Below are 17,824 nucleotides of genomic sequence, written 5' to 3'. Positions count from 1 at the left end.
GCCTTGGCGTTATAGTCTTTGTCGTTGATATTTCATTCATTGCGGGAGCGACAATTATTTGAAATCAGCCGGCGACATTCTGGAATTGGCTTGCCGCCGGATCGCTGATCTGGACACCCCGGCCTATGTCAAGAATAGCGAGCTGCGCTACATCGCCGTCAACGAGGCCTATGCCGATTTCCTCGGCCGCGAGATTTCCGATTTCATCGGCAGGCGGAGCCGCGAGCTCTTCGACCGTCCCGAGGAAGAGGATCGCGAGGATAAGGAGCGCCGTGCGCTGGTGTTCGGCACCGAGGAAAACGCCGTCTGCTTTGATGCCGCGGGCGTTGGCCACGAGCGCATCCAGATCGAAAGCTTCTCGCCGTCGCCGGAGCGGATTTACGTCCTCGGCATCTTTGAAGACCGCGAGCGCCGGGCCGTTGCCGGCAGGAAGGCCGCCGGCAGCTCTCAGGCTGTAAACGATTCCGGAACTGCCGCCGACCTCGCCCAGGTGCGCGAGGCACTGGAGAATCTCGCTCATCCGATCGGCATCATTGCGGCGGACGGGCGCCCGCTGGTCGTCAATGCAGCCTATCGCAACGGCGCGACGCCGGTGGCCGCCGGCGAATCGGCTTGGGGAGAGAGCGTCAACGAACTCGACGTTCTACGTACCGTCCTGGAGGACCTGCCGGTTGCGGTTTTCGTCCGCGACGACAAGCACCGCCTGGTCTATGCCAACAAATATTATGAGACCTTCAGCGGGCGCGCCCGCTCCGAGTATCTGGGAATGACCGAACACGAAATGTTCGGGCCGGAAGGTGCTGAGGCGATCTACCAGGAAAACCTGCTGGCGCTCAGGGACGGCATTTCGGTGGAGCTCGAGAGCGAAATGCCGAGCAATAGCGGGCATGTCTATCCCGTCATCTCGCGCGTCAACCGTGTCATGACGGCGGATGGGCGAACCTATGTCGTCGGCTCCTTTTCCGACATCTCGCCACTCAAGGAACGCGAAAAGGCGCTGATTGAATCGCGCAAGCAGCAAGAGATACTGCATCGGGACATCGAGAGCATTCTGCGTTCGCTGCCGATCGGCGTGCTGATCCTCGATAACGACCACCAGATTCTCTACGTCAACGACGAATTCTACAGCATCTGGGAACTGCCGCTCGACGATCGCTTCGACGGCCGCCCGTTCATCGACGTCATCCGCCGCAATGACGAGCTCGGCCGCTACGACGGGACGCAGACGCCGGAAGAGATCTACGCCTTCCGCAAACATCTGTTCGAGGCCGAAGAGCCCGAGCCGATCGAGCTTGGCTGGGCGGGCGGCAAATCCGTGATCTTCGACAGCCGCCGCATCTCCAGCGATCGTATCCTGCTGACCTATGCCGATATTTCGGCGGTGCGCGAGCGGGAAAAGGAAATCCACGAGACGCGTGCAGCCCTTGAGCGGCTCGGCGAAATGATGCGCGACGCGACGCACGCCATGTCGCAGGGCATTGCCATCGTTCAGGACGGAATCATCAAGATGTCCAATGAGGCGGTGGCCGATATCCTGCAGATCCCGCCGCACTATATCGAGGCTGGCCAAGGCTGGCTCGGCATGTTCGAATTCTGTGCGGCGCGCGGCGATTTCCACGATGCGGCGGATGAGATCCTGCAAGAGTGGCGCGCCAACATCGCGGCCAGGCAGCCGATTTCCACCGCCTTCCATGTCGGCGGCGAGCGCTGGGTAAACATGGATGCAACGGTCAGCCGGGGACAGCATTGGGTGGCGCTGTTCACCGACGTCACCGAACTCAAGAGCCGCGAGGAGGAATTGCGCCAGCTCCTGTCGCGCGCCGAAGCCGCCGACCGCGCCAAATCCGAATTCCTTGCCAATATGAGCCACGAGATCCGCACGCCGATGAATGGTGTACTCGGCATGGCGGAACTGCTGGCCAAGACCAATCTCGACGTGCGCCAGAAAACCTTCATCGACATCATCGTCAAGTCGGGCAATGCGCTGCTGACTATTATCAACGACATCCTCGATTTTTCGAAGATCGATGCCGGACAGATGAAACTGCGCAAAGCCGCTTTCGATATCATCGAAGCGGTGGAGGATGTGGCGACACTCCTCTCCTCGCATGCAGCCGAGAAGAATATCGAACTCCTGGTGAGGGCAGCACCGGACCTGCCGGCCGCGGTGATCGGAGACGCCGGTCGTTTCCGCCAGATCGTCACCAATCTCGTCGGCAACGCCGTCAAGTTCACCGAGCGCGGCCATGTCTTCGTCGATGTCGGCTTCGAGACGATCGCTGGTGGGGAGATCATGGCGATCATCCGCATTGAGGATACCGGTATCGGCATTCCCCGAGAAAAGCTCGAAACGGTCTTCGACAAGTTTTCGCAGGTCGACACCTCGTCGACCCGCCGGCATGAGGGAACGGGGCTCGGCCTTGCGATCACTGCCGGCCTCGTCGATCTCTTCGGCGGCTATATCAATGTCGAGAGCGAATGGGGCAAGGGCTCTGTCTTCACCATCAATCTGCCTTTCGCGGTGGCGGCGGCCCGCCTCGAGCCGAAGCCGCTGCCGATCAATGTACAGGGCGCGCGCATCCTCGTGGTCGACGACAATGAGGTGAACCGCCGCATTCTCACCGAGCAGCTTTCGCTGTGGGGCTTCGACGGAGTGGCTGCCGAGGGTGGCGGCACCGGTCTGGCGATCCTCAACGCAGCGGTCGATCTTGGTGTCACCGTGGACGCCGTCGTGCTCGACTATCACATGCCCGACATGAACGGCGCCGATGTCGCGCGCCGGCTGCGCGCCGATCCCCGCTTCGTCGAACTGCCGATCATCTTCCTGACGTCGATGGATATTTCCGGCACGGAAAAGGAATTCGCGGCGCTGAACGGCCATGCGCATCTGATGAAGCCGGCACGCGCCAATGTGCTGCGCAACACCGTCGTCGAAGTGGTGCGCGCCCGCCGCGTGAAGCAGGCTTCGGAAGCCGAGATCGCCCGCCTGCGGGTTGAGGCGGCCGTGCCGGCGCCCGCGCCTGCCCTGGTGCCGCAGAAGCGGACGGCCGAATTCGTCGACGTCCTCGTCGCCGAGGACAACGAGGTCAACCAGATCGTCTTCACCCAGATCCTGCAGTCGACGGGGCTTTCCTTCCTGGTCGTCAACAACGGGCAGGAGGCGGTTACCGCCTGGGAGAGCCACACGCCGCGCATCATCATGATGGACGTTTCGATGCCCGTCATGAACGGTCATCAGGCGACCCAGACGATCCGCGAACGGGAAAAGGGGCAGGGGCACCGCGTGCCGATCATCGGCGTCACCGCCCATGCGCTCGAAAGCGATCGCGAGGCCTGCCTCGATGCCGGCATGGACGATTATATGTCGAAGCCGATCAGCCCGGAACTGCTGGAAGAGAAGATCCGGCAATGGCTCGGCAAGGACGAGCAGCAGCCGGGGCGCACGAGCTACTGATCTTTGCGATTGCCGGGAAATGCTTTTATGCCGCAGAGCATCTCACGTTTGCCGGCAAAACCCTGGCGGCGCTCGACGGCAAAACCTGCGGCGATGAGGTTGCGGCGCACGAAGCCAGCCGCGGCATAGGTGGCGAAGGAGCCGTCGGCGGTGGTCTTTTCGGCGACCTGCCGCATCAGTTCCTCCGACCACATGTCGCTGTTGCGCGAGGGGGCGAAACCGTCGAGATACCAGGCGTCGAAGCCGGGTTTTGCCGTGGCGACGCCGTCCAGGGCGCGGCCGCAGACGACGCTGAGCCGCGTCTGGGCATCGAGATCGAGCGAGACGGTGCCGGCAGGCACCTGCGGCCAGGCCGCCGTCAGCGCCTCGCGCTCGGCGTCGATCTCCGGCCAGTGCGAGAGCGCCCGGCCGATCTCCTCGCCGCGCATCGGGTGGAGTTCGAAGGAGATGAAATGCAGATGCTGGCCGCCGGCGCGGCGGAGCTTCCATTGCCGCCAGGTCTCGGCGAAGTTCAGGCCGGTGCCGAAGCCGAGTTCGCCGATGACGAATGCCTGCCGGCCGTTCCATCGCTCCGGCAGGCCATTGCCGGCGAGGAAGACATGACCGCATTCCAGACGGCCATCGGTCTGGCAATAAAAATGATCGCCAAAGGCGGTGGAATAAGGCATATCGCCGTCGCGCCATTCGAGTGGCTGCGGCGCGCCCGCGCCAATCTGATCGGGGTTCACGTCTGTCATGGGAAAAGCCGATAATCCTCAGCCGGTCTCAGGTCAATCATCCTCAGAACTGCTAATCGTCGGTGGCGGCATCATGGGCCTCTGGGCAGCTGTCCATGCCGAGCGCCGCGGCATCGATACCCTGATCGCCGATGCCGGCCGATTGGGGGAAGGGGCAAGCGGCGGCCTGCTCGGCGCGCTGATGCCGCATATGCCGGACCGGTGGTCCGAGAAGAAGCAATTCCAATTCGATGCACTGGTGTCACTCGAAGCCGAAATTGTCATGCTCGAAGCGGCGACCGGGTTTTCGGCCGGTTATCGCCGTTCGGGGCGGCTGATCCCGCTGCCCAAGCCGCATCTCCACAAGATCGCCTGCGGCCATAGCGAGGACGCCGAACACCATTGGCGGGCTGGCGAGCGCCGCTTCCACTGGCACGTGCTCGATGGTCCCGGTGCAGACGGCTGGATCGAGGCCTCTGCCGGCGAGAGCGGCTTCGTGCATGACACGCTCGCCGCTCGCGTTGCGCCCCGCTCGTTGATCGCGGCGCTCACCGCTTTGCTGCGGCAGGCGAAACATGTGCGCATCCTGGAGCATGCAACGATTGCCGGCCTCGATCCCGATCGGGGCATGGCCGAGATCAACGGCCAAAGCGTTGGTTTCAATCACTGTATCGTGGCCGCGGGCCATCAGTCCTTTCCGCTGCTGCAGGGGCTGACGCCCGGATTGAAACAGCCGCTTGGCCAAGCGGTCAAGGGGCAGGCGGCGCTATTGAAAGCCGCTATCGACCCGGCGCTGCCGACGATCTTTCTCGACGGGCTGTATGTCGTCGCGCATGAGGGCGGACATGTGGCGATCGGCAGCACCAGCGAGAACCGTTTCGACGATCCTTATTCGACCGATGCCCAGCTCGACGCGCTGATCGCGGCGGCGCGCGCGATCGTGCCGGCGCTTCGCGATGCGCCTGTCGTCGAACGCTGGGCGGGGCTCCGCCCGAAGGCGATCGACCGCGATCCGATGATCGGCCGCCACCCCGACCATCCCAGCCTGATCGCACTGACCGGCGGCTTCAAGGTCAGCTTCGGCCTTGCGCACCGGTTGGCAGAGGTGGCGGTTTGTATCGCAGGCGATGCACCTTGCGGATTTTTGCTGCCGGAAAGTTTTGCGATTTCAAGCCATATTGCCGTCGCTTCACGTTAAACGTGAATTTTCCCGTGCTTCGTTTCGTTATTCTGTCATGCAAATCACCTATCTGCTTGCGCATCGGCAGCGCCGGATCTTGCCGGCGCTCACTTCCTTGATGGAGGAAATTGCATGCGCTATGCCATTTGCTTCACGCCTTCGGCGAGCGACCCCCTTTCGCTCGTGGCCGCCAATTGGCTAGGCCGAAACGTGTTTTCGGGCGATATGGTGGAGCCTCCGGCCGTCCGCGGCCTCGGCATTCACGAGATCGCCTTTTATACCGCCGTGCCGCGACGCTATGGTTTTCACGGTGTTTTGAAGGCGCCTTTTCACCTGTCCGCCGGCACGTCGGAATCGCAACTCCTGCGCGATCTCATGCGTTTTGCCGGGACCTATGCCCCTTTCCAGATTCCCCGTCTGGAGATCGCCCGGCTCGGCAGTTTTTACAGCCTGATGCCGAGCGCTCCCTGTGAGCCGATCCAGTATCTGGCTTCGGCGATCGTCCAGGAGTTTGATCGTTTCCGGGCGCCGCTGAGTGAAGCCGACATCGAGCGAAGTGATCCCGACGGGTTGTCGGCGGCGCAATTTGCCAATCTGCATCGTTGGGGCAATCCCTATGTGATGGAGGAGTTCCGCTTCCATATGCCGGTGACGGGCCCCATCAATGCGATCGACATGCCCCGCATCGAGCCGGTGCTGCGAACGATCTTCGAGCCCGTCTTGAGGGAGCCGGTGATGGTTTCGAATGTGGCTTTGATGATCGAGGAAGGCACCGGCGGCCCCTTCCGCGTTCACTCGCTCCACCCGATGGGCAAGGTCAGCGCGCGCAGGATCGCCTGAGCCGATATCAAGCTAAGCCATTGTGAATGACAGAGAAATTTTGCTGCGCAGTTTCCGTCTCGACATTCCGGCTGCGGATGATACCGTTCCCCGTCTTTTCAGAAGGTGATTTGATGGTATCCGAGACCTACCCGCGCAATCTCGTCGGCTACGGGCGTCAGACGCCCGATCCGAAGTGGCCGGGCGACGCCCGCGTCGCCGTGCAGTTCGTCATCAATTACGAAGAGGGCGGCGAAAGCTGCATCCTCGAAGGCGATCCGGCTTCCGAAAACCTGCTGTCGGAGATCGTCGGCGCGGCCGCCTGGCCGGGGCAGCGCAATCTCAACATGGAATCGATCTACGAATATGGTTCGCGGGCAGGCTTCTGGCGGCTCTGGCGGATGTTCACCGGTCTCAAGGTGCAGGCGACCGTCTACGGCGTGACGCTGGCGATGGCCCGCAATCCCGAAGCCGTCGCGGCCATGAAAGAGGCCGGCTGGGAGATCGCCAGCCACGGTTATCGCTGGCTGGAATACAAGGATTTCCCCGAGGATCTGGAGCGCAAGCACATTCTCGAAGCCGTGCGCCTGCATACCGAAATTACCGGCGAGCGGCCCTTCGGGATGTACCAGGGAAAACCTTCCGACAACACGCTGCGACTGGTGCAGGAAGAGGGCGGTTTCCTCTATTCCTCCGATTCCTATGCTGATGACCTGCCTTACTGGGTGAAGGGCATCGACGGGAAGCCCTTCCTGATCATCCCCTATACGCTCGAAACCAATGACATGCGTTTTGCCACGCCGCAGGGTTTCAATGCCGGCGACCAGTTCTTTACCTATCTCAAGGATGCTTTCGATACGCTTTATGAGGAAGGGAAGGACGGCAGCCCGAAGATGATGTCGGTCGGCCTGCATTGTCGCCTCGTCGGGCGTCCGGGCCGGGCGGCCGCTCTGAGGCGCTTCATCGAATATGTGCTGAAGCACGACAAGGTCTGGATCCCGCGCCGCATCGAGATCGCCGAGCACTGGCACAAGCATCATCAGCCGGATGCGCTTTAATGCTGTCGCGCGAGGATTTCGTTTCCCGCTTCGGCGGCGTCTTCGAGCATTCCCCTTTCATTGCCGAACGCGCCTATGACGCGGGCAGCCTAACGGAGCCGCTGACGGCATCAGCTGTGCACGCAGCGCTCACCGCCGTCTTCCGTGCGGCAAGCCGGGATGAGCGTCTCGGCATTCTGCGCGCCCATCCCGATCTTGCCGGGCGTCTGGCGATAGCAGGTGAACTCACGGAAGACAGCCGCAAGGAGCAGGCCGGCGCCGGTCTCGATCGGCTGAGCCCGGCCGAACATGCCCGCTTCACCGAACTTAATGCAGCCTATGTCGAAAAATTCGGCTTTCCCTTCATCATCGCCGTCAAAGGGCTCGACAAGGACGATATCCTTTCTGCCTTCGAAACGCGGATCGGCAATGACCTGGATGAGGAATTCGCGACCGCCACGACACAGGTCGAGCGGATCGCGCTGCTGCGCCTGACATCGATGTTGCCGGAGGGCGAATGAGCGAGCATCGTGCTATCGACTATCTCAATGAAATGCAGAAGGCGGCAGCCGAAGCGCTATACTTCGTGGGCGGAATGGATGAGGCGGCCTTCGCCGAGGACAATCTCACCTTCAAGGCGGTTGCCTTCTGCCACTTCACCATCGGCGCGGCTGCGTCCCGACTGCTCGTAACCCATCCGGAATTCGCAACCGAGCATCCCACTCTGCCGTGGACAAAAATCTGCGGAACGGGCAACCGTATCCTGGAAGACGTCTTCGCCCTCGATGCCTCCGACATCTGGGATGCAACCTATCGCACGCTGCCGGAACTTCTCGTCGAGATCGACGCCATTCGTCACTGGCATGCCGAAGGCGAGTGAACCATTGTCTGATTTTCTCGACATCCGCCCGCTTACCAGATCGGCCTTCGCCCCCTTCGGCGAAGTGATCGAAGCCGATCCAGCCTCGATGCGGCTCATCAACGGCGGCACGACCGAGCGCTTCCATGCATTGGCCGCAGCCGAGGCGGCGGGCGAGGGCGCGCGCGTCATCATCAATATCTTTCGCGGCCAGCCGCGCAGCTTCCCCTATGACGTCGACATGATGGAGCGCCATCCGTTCGGCAGTCAGAGTTTCTCGCCGATTTCCGGCCGCCCCTTCCTCGTCGTCGTCTCCGAGGACGAGGGCGGACGTCCGGGCAGGCCGCAGGTGTTTTTCGCGCGCGGAAACCAGGGTGTGAACTATCGCCGCAATGTCTGGCATCACCCCCTGATGGCGCTCGGCCAGACCTCCGATTTCCTGGTCGTCGACCGCGACGGCCCTGGCAATAATCTTGAGGAATTCTTCTTCGAAACCCCCTATGTCATCAAAGAGCCAGCCCCATGACCGGACTGACGACACATGTGCTCGACACCGCCCTCGGCAAGCCCGCCGAGGGCCTCAGGATCGATCTTTTCCAGCTCGACGGCGAGATCCGCAGACATCTGAAAACGGTGGAGACCAATGCGGACGGCCGAGTCGATGGTGGCCCGATGCTTGCCGGCGAAAACTTTCACGTCGGCACCTACGAATTGGTCTTCCACGCCGGTGAGTATCTCAGGGCCTGCGGCACGCCGCTGCCGCATCCGGCCTTCCTCGACCTAGTGCCGATCCGCTTCGGTATCGCGGATGTCACTGCGCACTATCACGTGCCGCTGCTGCTTTCGCCCTATGGCTATTCCACCTACCGGGGAAGCTAGATGCGTTTTGCCGCAATCGCCGACATTCACGGCAACTATCTGGCGCTCGAGGCGGTGCTTGCCGATATTCAGGCGCAGGGCATCGAGGAGATCGTCAATCTTGGTGATTTCTTCAGCAGTCCGCTGAATGCCGGCCGGACAGCTGATCTGCTGATGGCGCTCGGCCTGACCTCGGTGCGCGGCAATCACGACCGCTATCTCATCGAGCAGGACCCGGCCCTAATGCACGCCTCGGATGCCGTCGCCTACCGGCAACTGACGCCATCCCATCTCGATTGGCTGCGGGGTCTGCCGTTCGATACCGTCTATCGCGGCGAGGCCTATCTCTGCCACGCGACGCCGAAGGACGACAATCTCTACTGGCTTGAGTCCGTCTCGCCGGAAGGGCTTGTCTTCCTGAAGCCGATCGAAGCGATCGAGGCGCTCGCCGAAGGCATCGACCTGCCGCTGATCCTCTGCGGCCACAGCCATGTGCCTCGCGCCGTTCGCCTCTCCAATGGCCGGCTTATCGTCAATCCCGGCAGTGTCGGCTGCCCTGCCTATGATGACGTGCTGCCCTATTATCACAAGGTCGAAGCCGGCCATCCGTTGGCCGGCTATGCCATTCTAGAAAAGACGGCGGCGGGATGGACATGGCAGTTCAGGAGCGTCGCCTACGACCATATGGCGATGTCGGCACTGGCCGCCGAAAGGGGCCGTGCCGACTGGGCGAGCGCGCTGGCGACAGGCTGGGTGCGATAGCCCGGACCTGTCAGCGCTCTGATCAATCCTTCTCCGGCGCCTGAGGGGCGATCGTCTGTGCAGGAGCCGCGGCCGGTGCCACAGGCTTTACTGGCGTGGCAGGCGGGGTTGCCTGTTTTGCAGGAGCCGCGGCTGAAATTACCGGTTTTGCGCCATCAAGCTTTCCAAGCAGGGATGAAATGGCATTGTCGCCGTCGAAGCCGGCCTCCTTCAACAATTTGTCGAGGATCGGCTTGTTGGCCTGATAGGAGAGCAACTGGCCGGCCAGCCCATCGCCGAGACCAATGCCGCTTTCACCGTTCGCGCCGTTTCCGCGGCCGAGCATGCCGCCGGTGTCGAAGATCCTGATGTCGGAGATCTTCTCGATCGGCTTGACCGCCTCGGCGAGTGCCTCGGGAATGATGCGGATACGCTCGCGAGTGATCTCGAACTCGATGATGGTCTGGCTGAGCTTGTTGCGGGCTTCGTTGAGCAGGGCTTCGCTTTCAGCCTGAGCCCGGCCGGTTTCGAGAATGCCCTTGGCCTTGATGATCGCCGCATCCGCTTCGGCGGTCGCAAGCGTCTTGATGGCTTCCGCCTGGTCGATCGCGGCCTGTTTCTCGGCTTCGGCGCCGACGGTGACGGCGGTGGCTTCGGTTTCGGCAGTCTTGCGCGCGTCGATCACGGCGATCTGCTTTTCGCGCTCGGCGATTTCGATGGCCTTGGCGGTGCCGACCTTTTCCTCTGCCGCGATGGCGCGGGCGCGGGCCATTTCGGCAGTGGCCTTCGCCTCGGATTCCTCGCGGCTCTTGTTGGCAACGGCGATGGCGCTTTCCTGGGCGACGATCTGAAGGTCGCGCTTGGCTTCGGTATCGCGCTGCTGGACGGCGCGGGCGGCATCGATGTTTGCGCTTTCGCGGGCCTGCTTGGCGGCTGCCTCGCGCTCGGCGATCGCCTGTTCGGAGGCGATGCGGGCCTCCTCCTCGGCGCGTTTGGCCGCCTGTTCCTGCTGCGCGGTTTCGGCGCGGGTCGCGGCGGATTTGTTGGCGATGTCGCGTTCCTGGTTGAGCTCGGCTTCGCGCTTCGTCCGTTCGATCGCCAGCGACTGCTGGCGGGCTTCCAGATCCTTCTGGGCAATGGCGACTTCGGTATCGCGAACGATTTCGTTTCGCTCCTTCTTGCGGCCCTCGGTGATGCGGGTCAGCGCCGCCAGACCCTGGGCGTCGAAGAAGTTGTTGGCGTTGAAATGCTTGATGTCCGTTTGATCGAGGCGGGTGAGCGACACAGATTCCAGCTCGAGACCGTTCGACTGGAGGTCGGCGCCGACGGCTTCCTGCACCGCCTTGACGAAATCCATGCGCTGCTCCTGCAGCGCGTCGAGGTTCATGGTCGCCGCCACCGAGCGAAGGCCATCGACGAATTTCGCTTCGATGAGGATGCGGAGCGCCTCGGCGTCGTTGGTGCGGCTGCCAAGCGTCTGGGCGGCCAGCGCGATCGAGGAGCCGTCGGGTTTGACGCGGACGTAGAATTCGGCGCCGATATCGACGCGCATGCGGTCCTTGGTGATCAGCGCATCGCCTTCGCCGCGGCGGACTTCGAGGCGCAGCGTCTTCAGGTTCACCCGGGCGATCGAGTGGAAGATCGGCAGAACGACTGAACCGCCGTCGAGCACGACCTTCTGGCCGCCGAGACCGGTGCGCACATAGGCCTCGTCGCGGCTGGAGCGCGTATAGAGAGAGGCGAGGACAAAACCGATGCCGAAGATCAGAACGATGCCGATGCCGGCCGGTAGAATAATGTCATACATCATGGCTGCTCCCTGAAAGATTGATTATCCGCTGCAGCGGGATCCGCCAGTGCGGGAATGGCGATAAATACATCTGCCTTGCGATCGACGAGGAGAACCTCGGTGCCGACCTTGAGAGGGCCTTGGTCTCTGGCGGCCTTGGCTCTCAGCACGTGCCAGTTTCCATGCTGGTCCTTGACGCGGACGCGTCCGGGCAGTCCCTGGTCGAGCGGGCCGAGCGATACTTCGGCGGTCCGGCCGATCAGCGCGTCGAGATCGACGGCATAGGTCTCGTCGTGCGGCACGATCCGCGCCACGGTCCTGCTCGATGCCCTGACCATGGGAACCGTGACCAGGATGGCGGGAATGGCGGCGACGGCGGCGGGAAGCGGCGCCCAGAAGGCGTTGGCGACGGCCTGTATGGCAAAGCCCGTCATGGCGAAGAAGCCGAGCGCCAGCATGATGAGGATGAGCAGGGGAACGCCGCCGACATTGAGCCAGGACAGATAGCCCGAAAGCCCGTCATGGCCATGGAAATCCGGTTTTCCCAGAAATTCCATGATCGAAAAACCCATGACGGTCGCAAGCATTTCGATTGCGGTCAGGCCTGCGAGCACGGCGGCGGCGATGGCGAAGGGAGCACATTCGGGGGCGAAGAGAAGTGCCATCGGCGTTACCGGTTATCCGCCTTGAAGCGCGCGAGGCGCGCCTCGATTGCCTGTTCGCGGTGCAGCCGGTCGAGTTCGTCCAGTTCGGAACTATGGATATGCTCGTCTGATGGAACGCCGGTCAGCCGCGAGACCGCGGCGGCGGCGCGGGCCGCACCCGCGCCCGGCGTGGGCCTGCCGTGCCCGGCCGCGGCCTGTTCGGGATGCTGGGCGATGCTACGCTTGAAATCGGCAAGGCGGGCGTCGGCCTCGCGGCGCGTTGCAAGCACAGCCTGCAGGGCTTTCTGGCCGTCGTCCACCTGCTCGCTGGCATCGGCCAGCGCCTTGTCGAGCGCGGCGATCTGGGATTCCAGATCGATCTGGCGGGCGACGCCGGCCTTTGCAAGATCGTCGCGCCCGGAGGAGACGGCGAGGCGGATCTTTTCATCGAGCGCATTCATGTCCTCGACGATTTCGTCCCTGCGGCTCTGGATACGGTATTCCTCGGCGCGCGCCTTGCCGAGGTCGGTGCGGGCCTCGTCCGCCGCCGCATCGATCTCGCGGATCGCCTGTTCGATAACGGCGATCTTGTTGACGCCTTCCGCCTTGTCGACCGCTGCATTCGCGATGCCCGCGATCAGGCGACCCATGCGTGAAAGAATGCCTTCATTCGCCATGTTTTCCTCCATCCGAGCGGAATTCGGCGTGACGCCGATGTGAATCTCGTAATGATTGTGGCCGGCAACAAGATAGGCCGGAAAAATACTCTCCCATCCCCTGGAATAACCTGCGACGTCGAAGGGTACGGCAACGCGTCCGTGCACGGTGGCGATCGTCAGGCCCGCAGGGCCTTTGATGGCGAAGAGCTTGTCGTCGAGCGGCAGCTGCGGCGGATCGGCGATCACGCCGCGATTGGCGGCGAAATCGCGAAGACCGAGTGTGACCAGCCGTGCCGGCAGGCCCGTCTGGTCGCGAACGGTTTCATAGGCAAGCTCATGCAGGACGACGAGATTGGCGCCCGCCTTGTCGTCGATGATCTCAGTGAGGATGTCGATCATCCTGCGATAGGCGGCAATGGTGTCGTCAAGCGCCTGCCGGGCCTGATCATCCGGCGCCAGTGTGTAGCGCAGCAGCGAGGGGTGAGATGTCTTGCCTATGTTTGCCATAGCATAAAACATAAAGCACCGCTTTTGTGCTTTCAAGAGGTTGCGCTGAAAATACAACCTGGTTTTAACGGAGGGAGGTTTGGAAGGAGCACGTGCCAAGCAACTCGAAAGAAACAGCGTTCGACATAGTTTCCGGAATACCTTGCCGATGCAAGGACCAGCGCCCGATCGGCTCCGCTTCCTATCCGGCGGCCGTTTGCGCCTCACGAATACCGGCGCGGATACGGTTGATGGTGGTCCATACGAGAAGCAGAGCCACAACTGCCCAAAGCCACGAGGTCCACGCTGCAAATGTACCTCCAACCGCGATAAAGATGCCGAGCGCGCCGAACAGCACCGCACGGTCGCTCTTGCCCAGCGGCCCGTCGTAACGCCGGCTTGCGCCGACCGTTTGACCGAGGATGCCGGCAACTTCCGTCAGCGCCGAGAGGAATATGACAGCCATGACCGGCATCAGATCGTTCGGATCGATGAGCGCAAACGGCAAATAAAGGGCGGCATCCGACACGACGTCCCCGATCTCGTTGAGATAGGCGCCCAAAATGCTCGTCTGCCCATGTTCGCGCGCCAGCATGCCGTCAATGGCATTGAGGCCCATGCGCAGCAGAAACCATACAGGCACCAAGAGAAACCAATGCGGAAGCGGGGCGACGCTCAGAAAAAGGCCAAGTGCAACCGAGATGGCGGCAGCAACCGAGGTCACCTGATTGGCGGTGACGCCTCGTGCCGCCAGGGAGCGCACCAGAGGGCGGAGAATATCCTGAAATCGGGACTTCAATTGGTAAACGGACATGCTACCTCAGTGGAATTTCGTGGCATGATCATAGTCTATCGGCTCGGACGTGCAGATCGTCGTACTTGTGAGGAAAGTCCCATTCCATGTCGGTCTTCTCAAGGACTTACATTTGCAGCTAGACTTTTGCAATAAAAGCAAATCACTGTTGCCGCTAATGGTTGCAACTCATCCATCAATCAGAATTGGAGAAGATCATGCTGCAAACTGCCGATAGCGTGCAACCGGCCTTGACGGCCAGACCAGTGCGTGAATCCGAATTTGTCTCGCATGACGGCACCCGACTGTTTTATCGGACATGGCCTGCGACCGGCGCTGTAGCGAAGGGCGCGATCATTCTTCTCCATCGCGGCCACGAGCACAGCGGCCGGGTCGCCCATCTCGCCACCGAACTCGGCCTCGATGATTTTGCCTTCTACGCCTGGGACGCACGCGGCCACGGGCGTTCGCCGGGAGAGCGCGGTTATTCGCCATCCTTTGCCGCCTCGGCGCGTGATCTCGATTGCTTCGTCCGTCATGTCAGCGAGACCAGCGGCACTGCTGTCGAAAACATCGCCGTCATTGCGCAGAGCGTCGGCGCGGTGCTGGCCAGCACCTGGGTGCACGACTATGCGCCGCCGATCCGTGCGCTGGTGCTGGCCTCGCCGGCCTTCAGCGTCAAGCTTTACGTGCCGTTTGCCAGGGAAGGCATTGCGCTCCGGGAAAAGCTCAAGGGAACGTTCTTCGTCAATTCCTATGTCAAGGCGAGGTTTCTGACGCATGATCCCGAGCGCATCGCCTCCTTTGAAGCCGACCCATTGATATCTAGGCCGATTGCCTCCAACATTCTGTTGCAACTCTATGAGGCGGCAGCCCGCGTCGTCGACGACGCCCGCGCCATCACCGTTCCGACCCAGTTGCTGATTTCCGGCAGCGACTGGGTGGTGCGGCATGCGCCGCAGCACCGGTTTTACGAAAACCTCGGCAGCCGCATCAAGGAACGGCATGTGCTCGCCGGCTTCTACCATGACACGCTTGGCGAAAAGGACCGCGCGATTGCGCTCGCCGAGATCCGCCGTTTCATCGATGCGCGTTTCGCCGAGCCTCGGGCGCCTGCCGACCTTCGCACAGCCCATGTCCAGGGCTATACCAAGGACGAGGCCGACCGGCTCGCGAGCCCTCTGGAGGCCACATCCCCGCGCGGCATCTACTGGGCGCTCAGTCGTCTCAACATCAGGCTCGGCGCGCTGGTGTCCGAAGGCATAAAGACCGGGGTGAAGACCGGTTTCGATTCCGGCTCGACGCTCGATTACGTTTACGAGAACGAGCCGCGCGGGCTCGGTCCCGGCGGGCGATTAATCGACAAGGTGTTCCTCGAGGCGATCGGCTGGCGCGGCATCAGGCAGCGCAAGCTGCACTTGCAGGAACTGATCGACCTGGGGCTGCAGCGCCTGAAGGCAGCCGGCCGGAGCACCCACATGCTCGACATCGCGGCCGGGCACGGCCGTTATGTCCTCGATGCCATCGAGACGGCTGTCGTGCGTCCCGATAGCGTGCGGCTGCAGGATTATTCCCCCATCAACGTCGAGGCCGGCCGCAACAGCATCGCCGCGCGTGGACTGGGTGATTTCGTGAGCTTCCGCCAGCAGGACGCCTTTGACGGCGAGGGGCTGGCTGCAATCACGCCGGCTCCGGATCTCGCGATCGTCTCCGGCCTTTACGAGCTGTTTTCCGACAATGCGATGATCGCCGCTTCGCTCGATGGGATCGCCCGCGCGATTCAGCCCGGTGGCCTGCTCATCTACACCAACCAGCCATGGCATCCGCAACTGGAGATGATCGCCCGCGCGCTCACCTCCCACCGCGGCGGCCAGGCGTGGGTGATGCGGCGGCGGACGCAAGAAGAAATGGACCAGCTGGTCGCCGCCGCCGGTTTCCGCAAGATCGAACAGCGCATCGACCAGTGGGGCATTTTCACCGTCTCGCTGGCGGAGAGAGTTTGAGGGCAAAGCCGTTGGAGCAGGCACGTTCTCCTCTTTCCCGGACAGCGCCGGTCCTGAAGCGGGCCGCACTCTGGCTCGCCTTCCTGGCGCCGTTCTTCTATCTGACCTATGGCGGCGCCAACTGGCTGGCGTCGCAACGCGCTGATGTGCCGAACATCGCCTTCACATGGGAAAGCGCCATTCCGTTTCTCGGATGGACGATCATTCCATATTGGTCGATCAACCTGTTCTACGGGCTCTGCCTGTTCATCAACACGACGCCGCGCGATGTGGATATGCTGGCGAGGCGTTATCTGACGATCCAGTTGATCGCGGTCGCCTGCTTTATCGTGTTTCCGCTCGAAGCGATCTTCGTGCGGCCGGCAACGAGCGGCCTGCCTGGTTTCATGTTCGCCGTCCTCGGCGGCTTCGATAAGCCGTTCAACCAGGCGCCGTCGCTGCATATCGCGCTGCTGGTGGTGATCTGGGACCATCTGCGCGGCCGGCTGCCGCGGAGGGCGCGGCTTGCCTGGCATGTCTGGTGCTTCCTCATCGGTGCCTCCGTGCTGACGACGTGGCAGCATCACGTCATGGACATACCGACCGGCGTGCTGCTCGGCCTTTTTGCCACCTGGCTTTTCCCGCGCGATGCCCGTTCCCCTCTTGCCGATTTTGCGTTGAGCGGCGATCCGAAGTCGCGCCGTCTCGGCACTTATTATCTGTGCGGTGCCCTGGCATTTCTCGGCATCGCAGCACTCTTTACTCCTCTATCGCCTGCAGCGCTTCTGTTGCCCTGGCCGGCCGTTGCGCTGGCGATCGTCGCAGTCGGATATCTCGGCGCCGGCCCGCAGATATTTCTGAAACGTGCCGATGGTCGAGCCGCACTTACCAGTCGCTGGCTACTGGCGCCCTACCGGCTCGGCGCTCTCATCAACGTTTGGCTCTGGACACGCAGAATGCCGGCATCCGTGGCGATCGCCGATGGGGTCCATCTCGGCCGTTTTCCGCGTCGCCACGAGGCCGACCGTTTTGCCACGGTGATCGATCTTACCGGCGAACTTCAGCGCCCGAGCGGGACGTCAACGCAATGGTGCAGCTTTCCCACCCTTGATCTCATAGGCCTCGACAAGATCCAGACGCTTGCCGCGGCGGACCTTATCGAGGTTGCCCGCCACCAGGGACCGGTTCTTGTCTGCTGTGCGCTCGGTTTCCAGCGGAGCGCCGGCGTCATCGTGCGTTGGCTGCTCATCAGCCGACGTTGTGAAAATCCAGCCGAAGCGCTGCGGCTGATCGAACGGGCGGGGCGGCGGGTTCATCTGCCCTTGGAAAGCATTCATGCCGTGACGGAGGGCTTGCAATGACGCAGTGGAATGCCACGGCCTCGGCGGCGGCGCGAAGTCTCGGCCGCAATTCGATCGTCTGCGGGCTGACGGCGCTGTTGCCGCTGACCGCCGGCCCGATCCTCGGGGGATATCGAGGCTTCGCTCCCGGGCTCGGCTGGCTCTTGATGCTCGTTTTCTGCGGGATCGTCCTTGCGCTGGCGATCCATCTCCTTTTCGATGCGCTGTTGTTCCGCCTCGCGTCGAGCCACGAGACAGAGGCCGCCGCTCTCGCCGCCCTCGACGACGTGCTGTCCCGGATGCAGCTTCGCAAGTTTGACGGGGCCGCGCGTGGACTCGAGCGGCGGATTGCTGGATCGCGCCGCATCATCTGGCGGCAGCGTTTTGCGCTCGCCATCTATCTCGTGATTTTCGCGATCCTTCTGTTCAATGCCGCCGATGGCCAGCCGCTATGCTGAATGGCACGG

17 protein-coding genes are annotated in these 17,824 nt (G+C 62.4%); 12 read left to right on the top strand and 5 right to left on the bottom strand.

Annotated elements, in window-relative coordinates:
- Positions 1–58 precede the first annotated feature (58 nt).
- Positions 59–3,454 (top strand): response regulator, encoded by a 3,396-nt coding sequence (locus NL154_RS14905; protein ID WP_434732869.1) that lies wholly within the window; start codon positions 59–61, stop codon positions 3,452–3,454.
- Here the strand turns inward: NL154_RS14905 and mnmD are convergent.
- The gene (gene mnmD, locus NL154_RS14900; RefSeq protein ID WP_434732868.1) at positions 3,448–4,191 is read right to left on the bottom strand and encodes a tRNA (5-methylaminomethyl-2-thiouridine)(34)-methyltransferase MnmD; all 744 of its coding nucleotides are present in this window, start codon (positions 4,189–4,191) and stop codon (positions 3,448–3,450) included. The genes NL154_RS14905 and mnmD overlap by 7 nt on opposite strands.
- Here mnmD and NL154_RS14895 point away from each other — a divergent pair.
- The 8 genes from NL154_RS14895 (at position 4,190) to NL154_RS14860 (ending at position 9,685) form a co-directional block, all read left to right on the top strand.
- Complete coding sequence (locus tag NL154_RS14895) at positions 4,190–5,368, top strand: NAD(P)/FAD-dependent oxidoreductase (RefSeq protein ID WP_434732867.1); 1,179 nt, start codon at positions 4,190–4,192, stop codon at positions 5,366–5,368. The two genes, mnmD and NL154_RS14895, sit on opposite strands and share 2 nt — an antisense overlap.
- A gap of 114 nt (positions 5,369–5,482) precedes the next feature.
- A complete protein-coding gene (locus tag NL154_RS14890) occupies positions 5,483–6,190 on the top strand; it encodes a DUF1045 domain-containing protein (RefSeq protein ID WP_434732866.1) in 708 nt (235 codons plus the stop codon).
- Between the two features lie 113 nt (positions 6,191–6,303).
- The gene (puuE, locus tag NL154_RS14885; protein ID WP_221146932.1) at positions 6,304–7,227 is read left to right on the top strand and encodes an allantoinase PuuE; all 924 of its coding nucleotides are present in this window, start codon (positions 6,304–6,306) and stop codon (positions 7,225–7,227) included.
- The gene (uraD, locus tag NL154_RS14880; protein WP_221123051.1) at positions 7,227–7,727 is read left to right on the top strand and encodes a 2-oxo-4-hydroxy-4-carboxy-5-ureidoimidazoline decarboxylase; all 501 of its coding nucleotides are present in this window, start codon (positions 7,227–7,229) and stop codon (positions 7,725–7,727) included. The genes puuE and uraD overlap by 1 nt, the downstream gene beginning before the upstream one ends.
- The gene (locus tag NL154_RS14875) at positions 7,724–8,086 is read left to right on the top strand and encodes a HepT-like ribonuclease domain-containing protein (RefSeq protein WP_210630351.1); all 363 of its coding nucleotides are present in this window, start codon (positions 7,724–7,726) and stop codon (positions 8,084–8,086) included. The genes uraD and NL154_RS14875 overlap by 4 nt, the downstream gene beginning before the upstream one ends.
- A complete protein-coding gene (locus NL154_RS14870; protein ID WP_221146933.1) occupies positions 8,070–8,591 on the top strand; it encodes an ureidoglycolate lyase in 522 nt (173 codons plus the stop codon). Before NL154_RS14875 ends, NL154_RS14870 begins: the two co-directional genes overlap by 17 nt.
- Positions 8,588–8,944 (top strand): hydroxyisourate hydrolase, encoded by a 357-nt coding sequence (gene uraH / locus NL154_RS14865; RefSeq protein WP_210630353.1) that lies wholly within the window; start codon positions 8,588–8,590, stop codon positions 8,942–8,944. The genes NL154_RS14870 and uraH overlap by 4 nt, the downstream gene beginning before the upstream one ends.
- Positions 8,945–9,685, top strand: a complete 741-nt coding sequence (locus NL154_RS14860; protein WP_434732865.1) for a metallophosphoesterase family protein — start codon at positions 8,945–8,947, stop codon at positions 9,683–9,685.
- A gap of 22 nt (positions 9,686–9,707) precedes the next feature.
- Here NL154_RS14860 and NL154_RS14855 read toward each other — a convergent pair whose 3' ends face one another.
- The 4 genes from NL154_RS14855 to NL154_RS14840 form a co-directional block, all read right to left on the bottom strand.
- Entirely contained in the window at positions 9,708–11,474 is a 1,767-nt protein-coding gene (locus tag NL154_RS14855; protein WP_221123048.1) for a flotillin family protein, read from the bottom strand.
- Positions 11,471–12,118 (bottom strand): OB-fold-containig protein, encoded by a 648-nt coding sequence (locus NL154_RS14850; protein WP_221146935.1) that lies wholly within the window; start codon positions 12,116–12,118, stop codon positions 11,471–11,473. Before NL154_RS14850 ends, NL154_RS14855 begins: the two co-directional genes overlap by 4 nt.
- Before the next feature lie 5 nt (positions 12,119–12,123).
- Positions 12,124–13,263: a PspA/IM30 family protein gene (locus tag NL154_RS14845; protein ID WP_434732864.1), complete on the bottom strand. Its 1,140-nt coding sequence runs from the start codon at positions 13,261–13,263 to the stop codon at positions 12,124–12,126.
- A gap of 181 nt (positions 13,264–13,444) precedes the next feature.
- The gene (locus NL154_RS14840; RefSeq protein ID WP_210630357.1) at positions 13,445–14,056 is read right to left on the bottom strand and encodes a CDP-alcohol phosphatidyltransferase family protein; all 612 of its coding nucleotides are present in this window, start codon (positions 14,054–14,056) and stop codon (positions 13,445–13,447) included.
- 197 nt (positions 14,057–14,253) lie between these two features.
- Here NL154_RS14840 and NL154_RS14835 point away from each other — a divergent pair, with 197 nt between their 5' ends.
- The 3 genes from NL154_RS14835 to NL154_RS14825 are packed head-to-tail and all read left to right on the top strand — an operon-like array spanning position 14,254 to position 17,815.
- Entirely contained in the window at positions 14,254–16,038 is a 1,785-nt protein-coding gene (locus tag NL154_RS14835) for a bifunctional alpha/beta hydrolase/class I SAM-dependent methyltransferase (RefSeq protein ID WP_221164407.1), read from the top strand.
- A gap of 11 nt (positions 16,039–16,049) precedes the next feature.
- Positions 16,050–17,378, top strand: coding sequence for a phosphatase PAP2/dual specificity phosphatase family protein (locus NL154_RS14830; protein WP_434732863.1), 1,329 nt, complete (start codon positions 16,050–16,052; stop codon positions 17,376–17,378).
- Positions 17,375–17,815 (top strand): hypothetical protein, encoded by a 441-nt coding sequence (locus NL154_RS14825; RefSeq protein ID WP_434732862.1) that lies wholly within the window; start codon positions 17,375–17,377, stop codon positions 17,813–17,815. Before NL154_RS14830 ends, NL154_RS14825 begins: the two co-directional genes overlap by 4 nt.
- Positions 17,816–17,824: the final 9 nt, after the last annotated feature.

Source organism: Rhizobium sp. YTUHZ044, from assembly GCF_051123975.1.
Lineage (GTDB): Bacteria > Pseudomonadota > Alphaproteobacteria > Rhizobiales > Rhizobiaceae > Rhizobium.
The sequence above is the reverse complement of the archived record's forward strand: the minus strand, read 5'-3'. Positions and strand labels throughout refer to the sequence as shown.

Coding starts and splice junctions, on each gene's coding strand:
- uraD (WP_221123051.1), top strand. CDS start 7,227: ATGCTGTCGCGCGAGGATTTCGTTTCCCGCTTCGGCGGCGTCTTCGAG.
- mnmD (WP_434732868.1), bottom strand. CDS start 4,191: ATGACAGACGTGAACCCCGATCAGATTGGCGCGGGCGCGCCGCAGCCA.
- NL154_RS14835 (WP_221164407.1), top strand. CDS start 14,254: ATGCTGCAAACTGCCGATAGCGTGCAACCGGCCTTGACGGCCAGACCA.
- NL154_RS14850 (WP_221146935.1), bottom strand. CDS start 12,118: ATGGCACTTCTCTTCGCCCCCGAATGTGCTCCCTTCGCCATCGCCGCC.
- NL154_RS14855 (WP_221123048.1), bottom strand. CDS start 11,474: ATGATGTATGACATTATTCTACCGGCCGGCATCGGCATCGTTCTGATC.
- NL154_RS14860 (WP_434732865.1), top strand. CDS start 8,945: ATGCGTTTTGCCGCAATCGCCGACATTCACGGCAACTATCTGGCGCTC.
- uraH (WP_210630353.1), top strand. CDS start 8,588: ATGACCGGACTGACGACACATGTGCTCGACACCGCCCTCGGCAAGCCC.
- puuE (WP_221146932.1), top strand. CDS start 6,304: ATGGTATCCGAGACCTACCCGCGCAATCTCGTCGGCTACGGGCGTCAG.
- NL154_RS14875 (WP_210630351.1), top strand. CDS start 7,724: ATGAGCGAGCATCGTGCTATCGACTATCTCAATGAAATGCAGAAGGCG.
- NL154_RS14870 (WP_221146933.1), top strand. CDS start 8,070: ATGCCGAAGGCGAGTGAACCATTGTCTGATTTTCTCGACATCCGCCCG.
- NL154_RS14845 (WP_434732864.1), bottom strand. CDS start 13,263: ATGGCAAACATAGGCAAGACATCTCACCCCTCGCTGCTGCGCTACACA.
- NL154_RS14890 (WP_434732866.1), top strand. CDS start 5,483: ATGCGCTATGCCATTTGCTTCACGCCTTCGGCGAGCGACCCCCTTTCG.
- NL154_RS14895 (WP_434732867.1), top strand. CDS start 4,190: ATGGGAAAAGCCGATAATCCTCAGCCGGTCTCAGGTCAATCATCCTCA.
- NL154_RS14840 (WP_210630357.1), bottom strand. CDS start 14,056: ATGTCCGTTTACCAATTGAAGTCCCGATTTCAGGATATTCTCCGCCCT.
- NL154_RS14825 (WP_434732862.1), top strand. CDS start 17,375: ATGACGCAGTGGAATGCCACGGCCTCGGCGGCGGCGCGAAGTCTCGGC.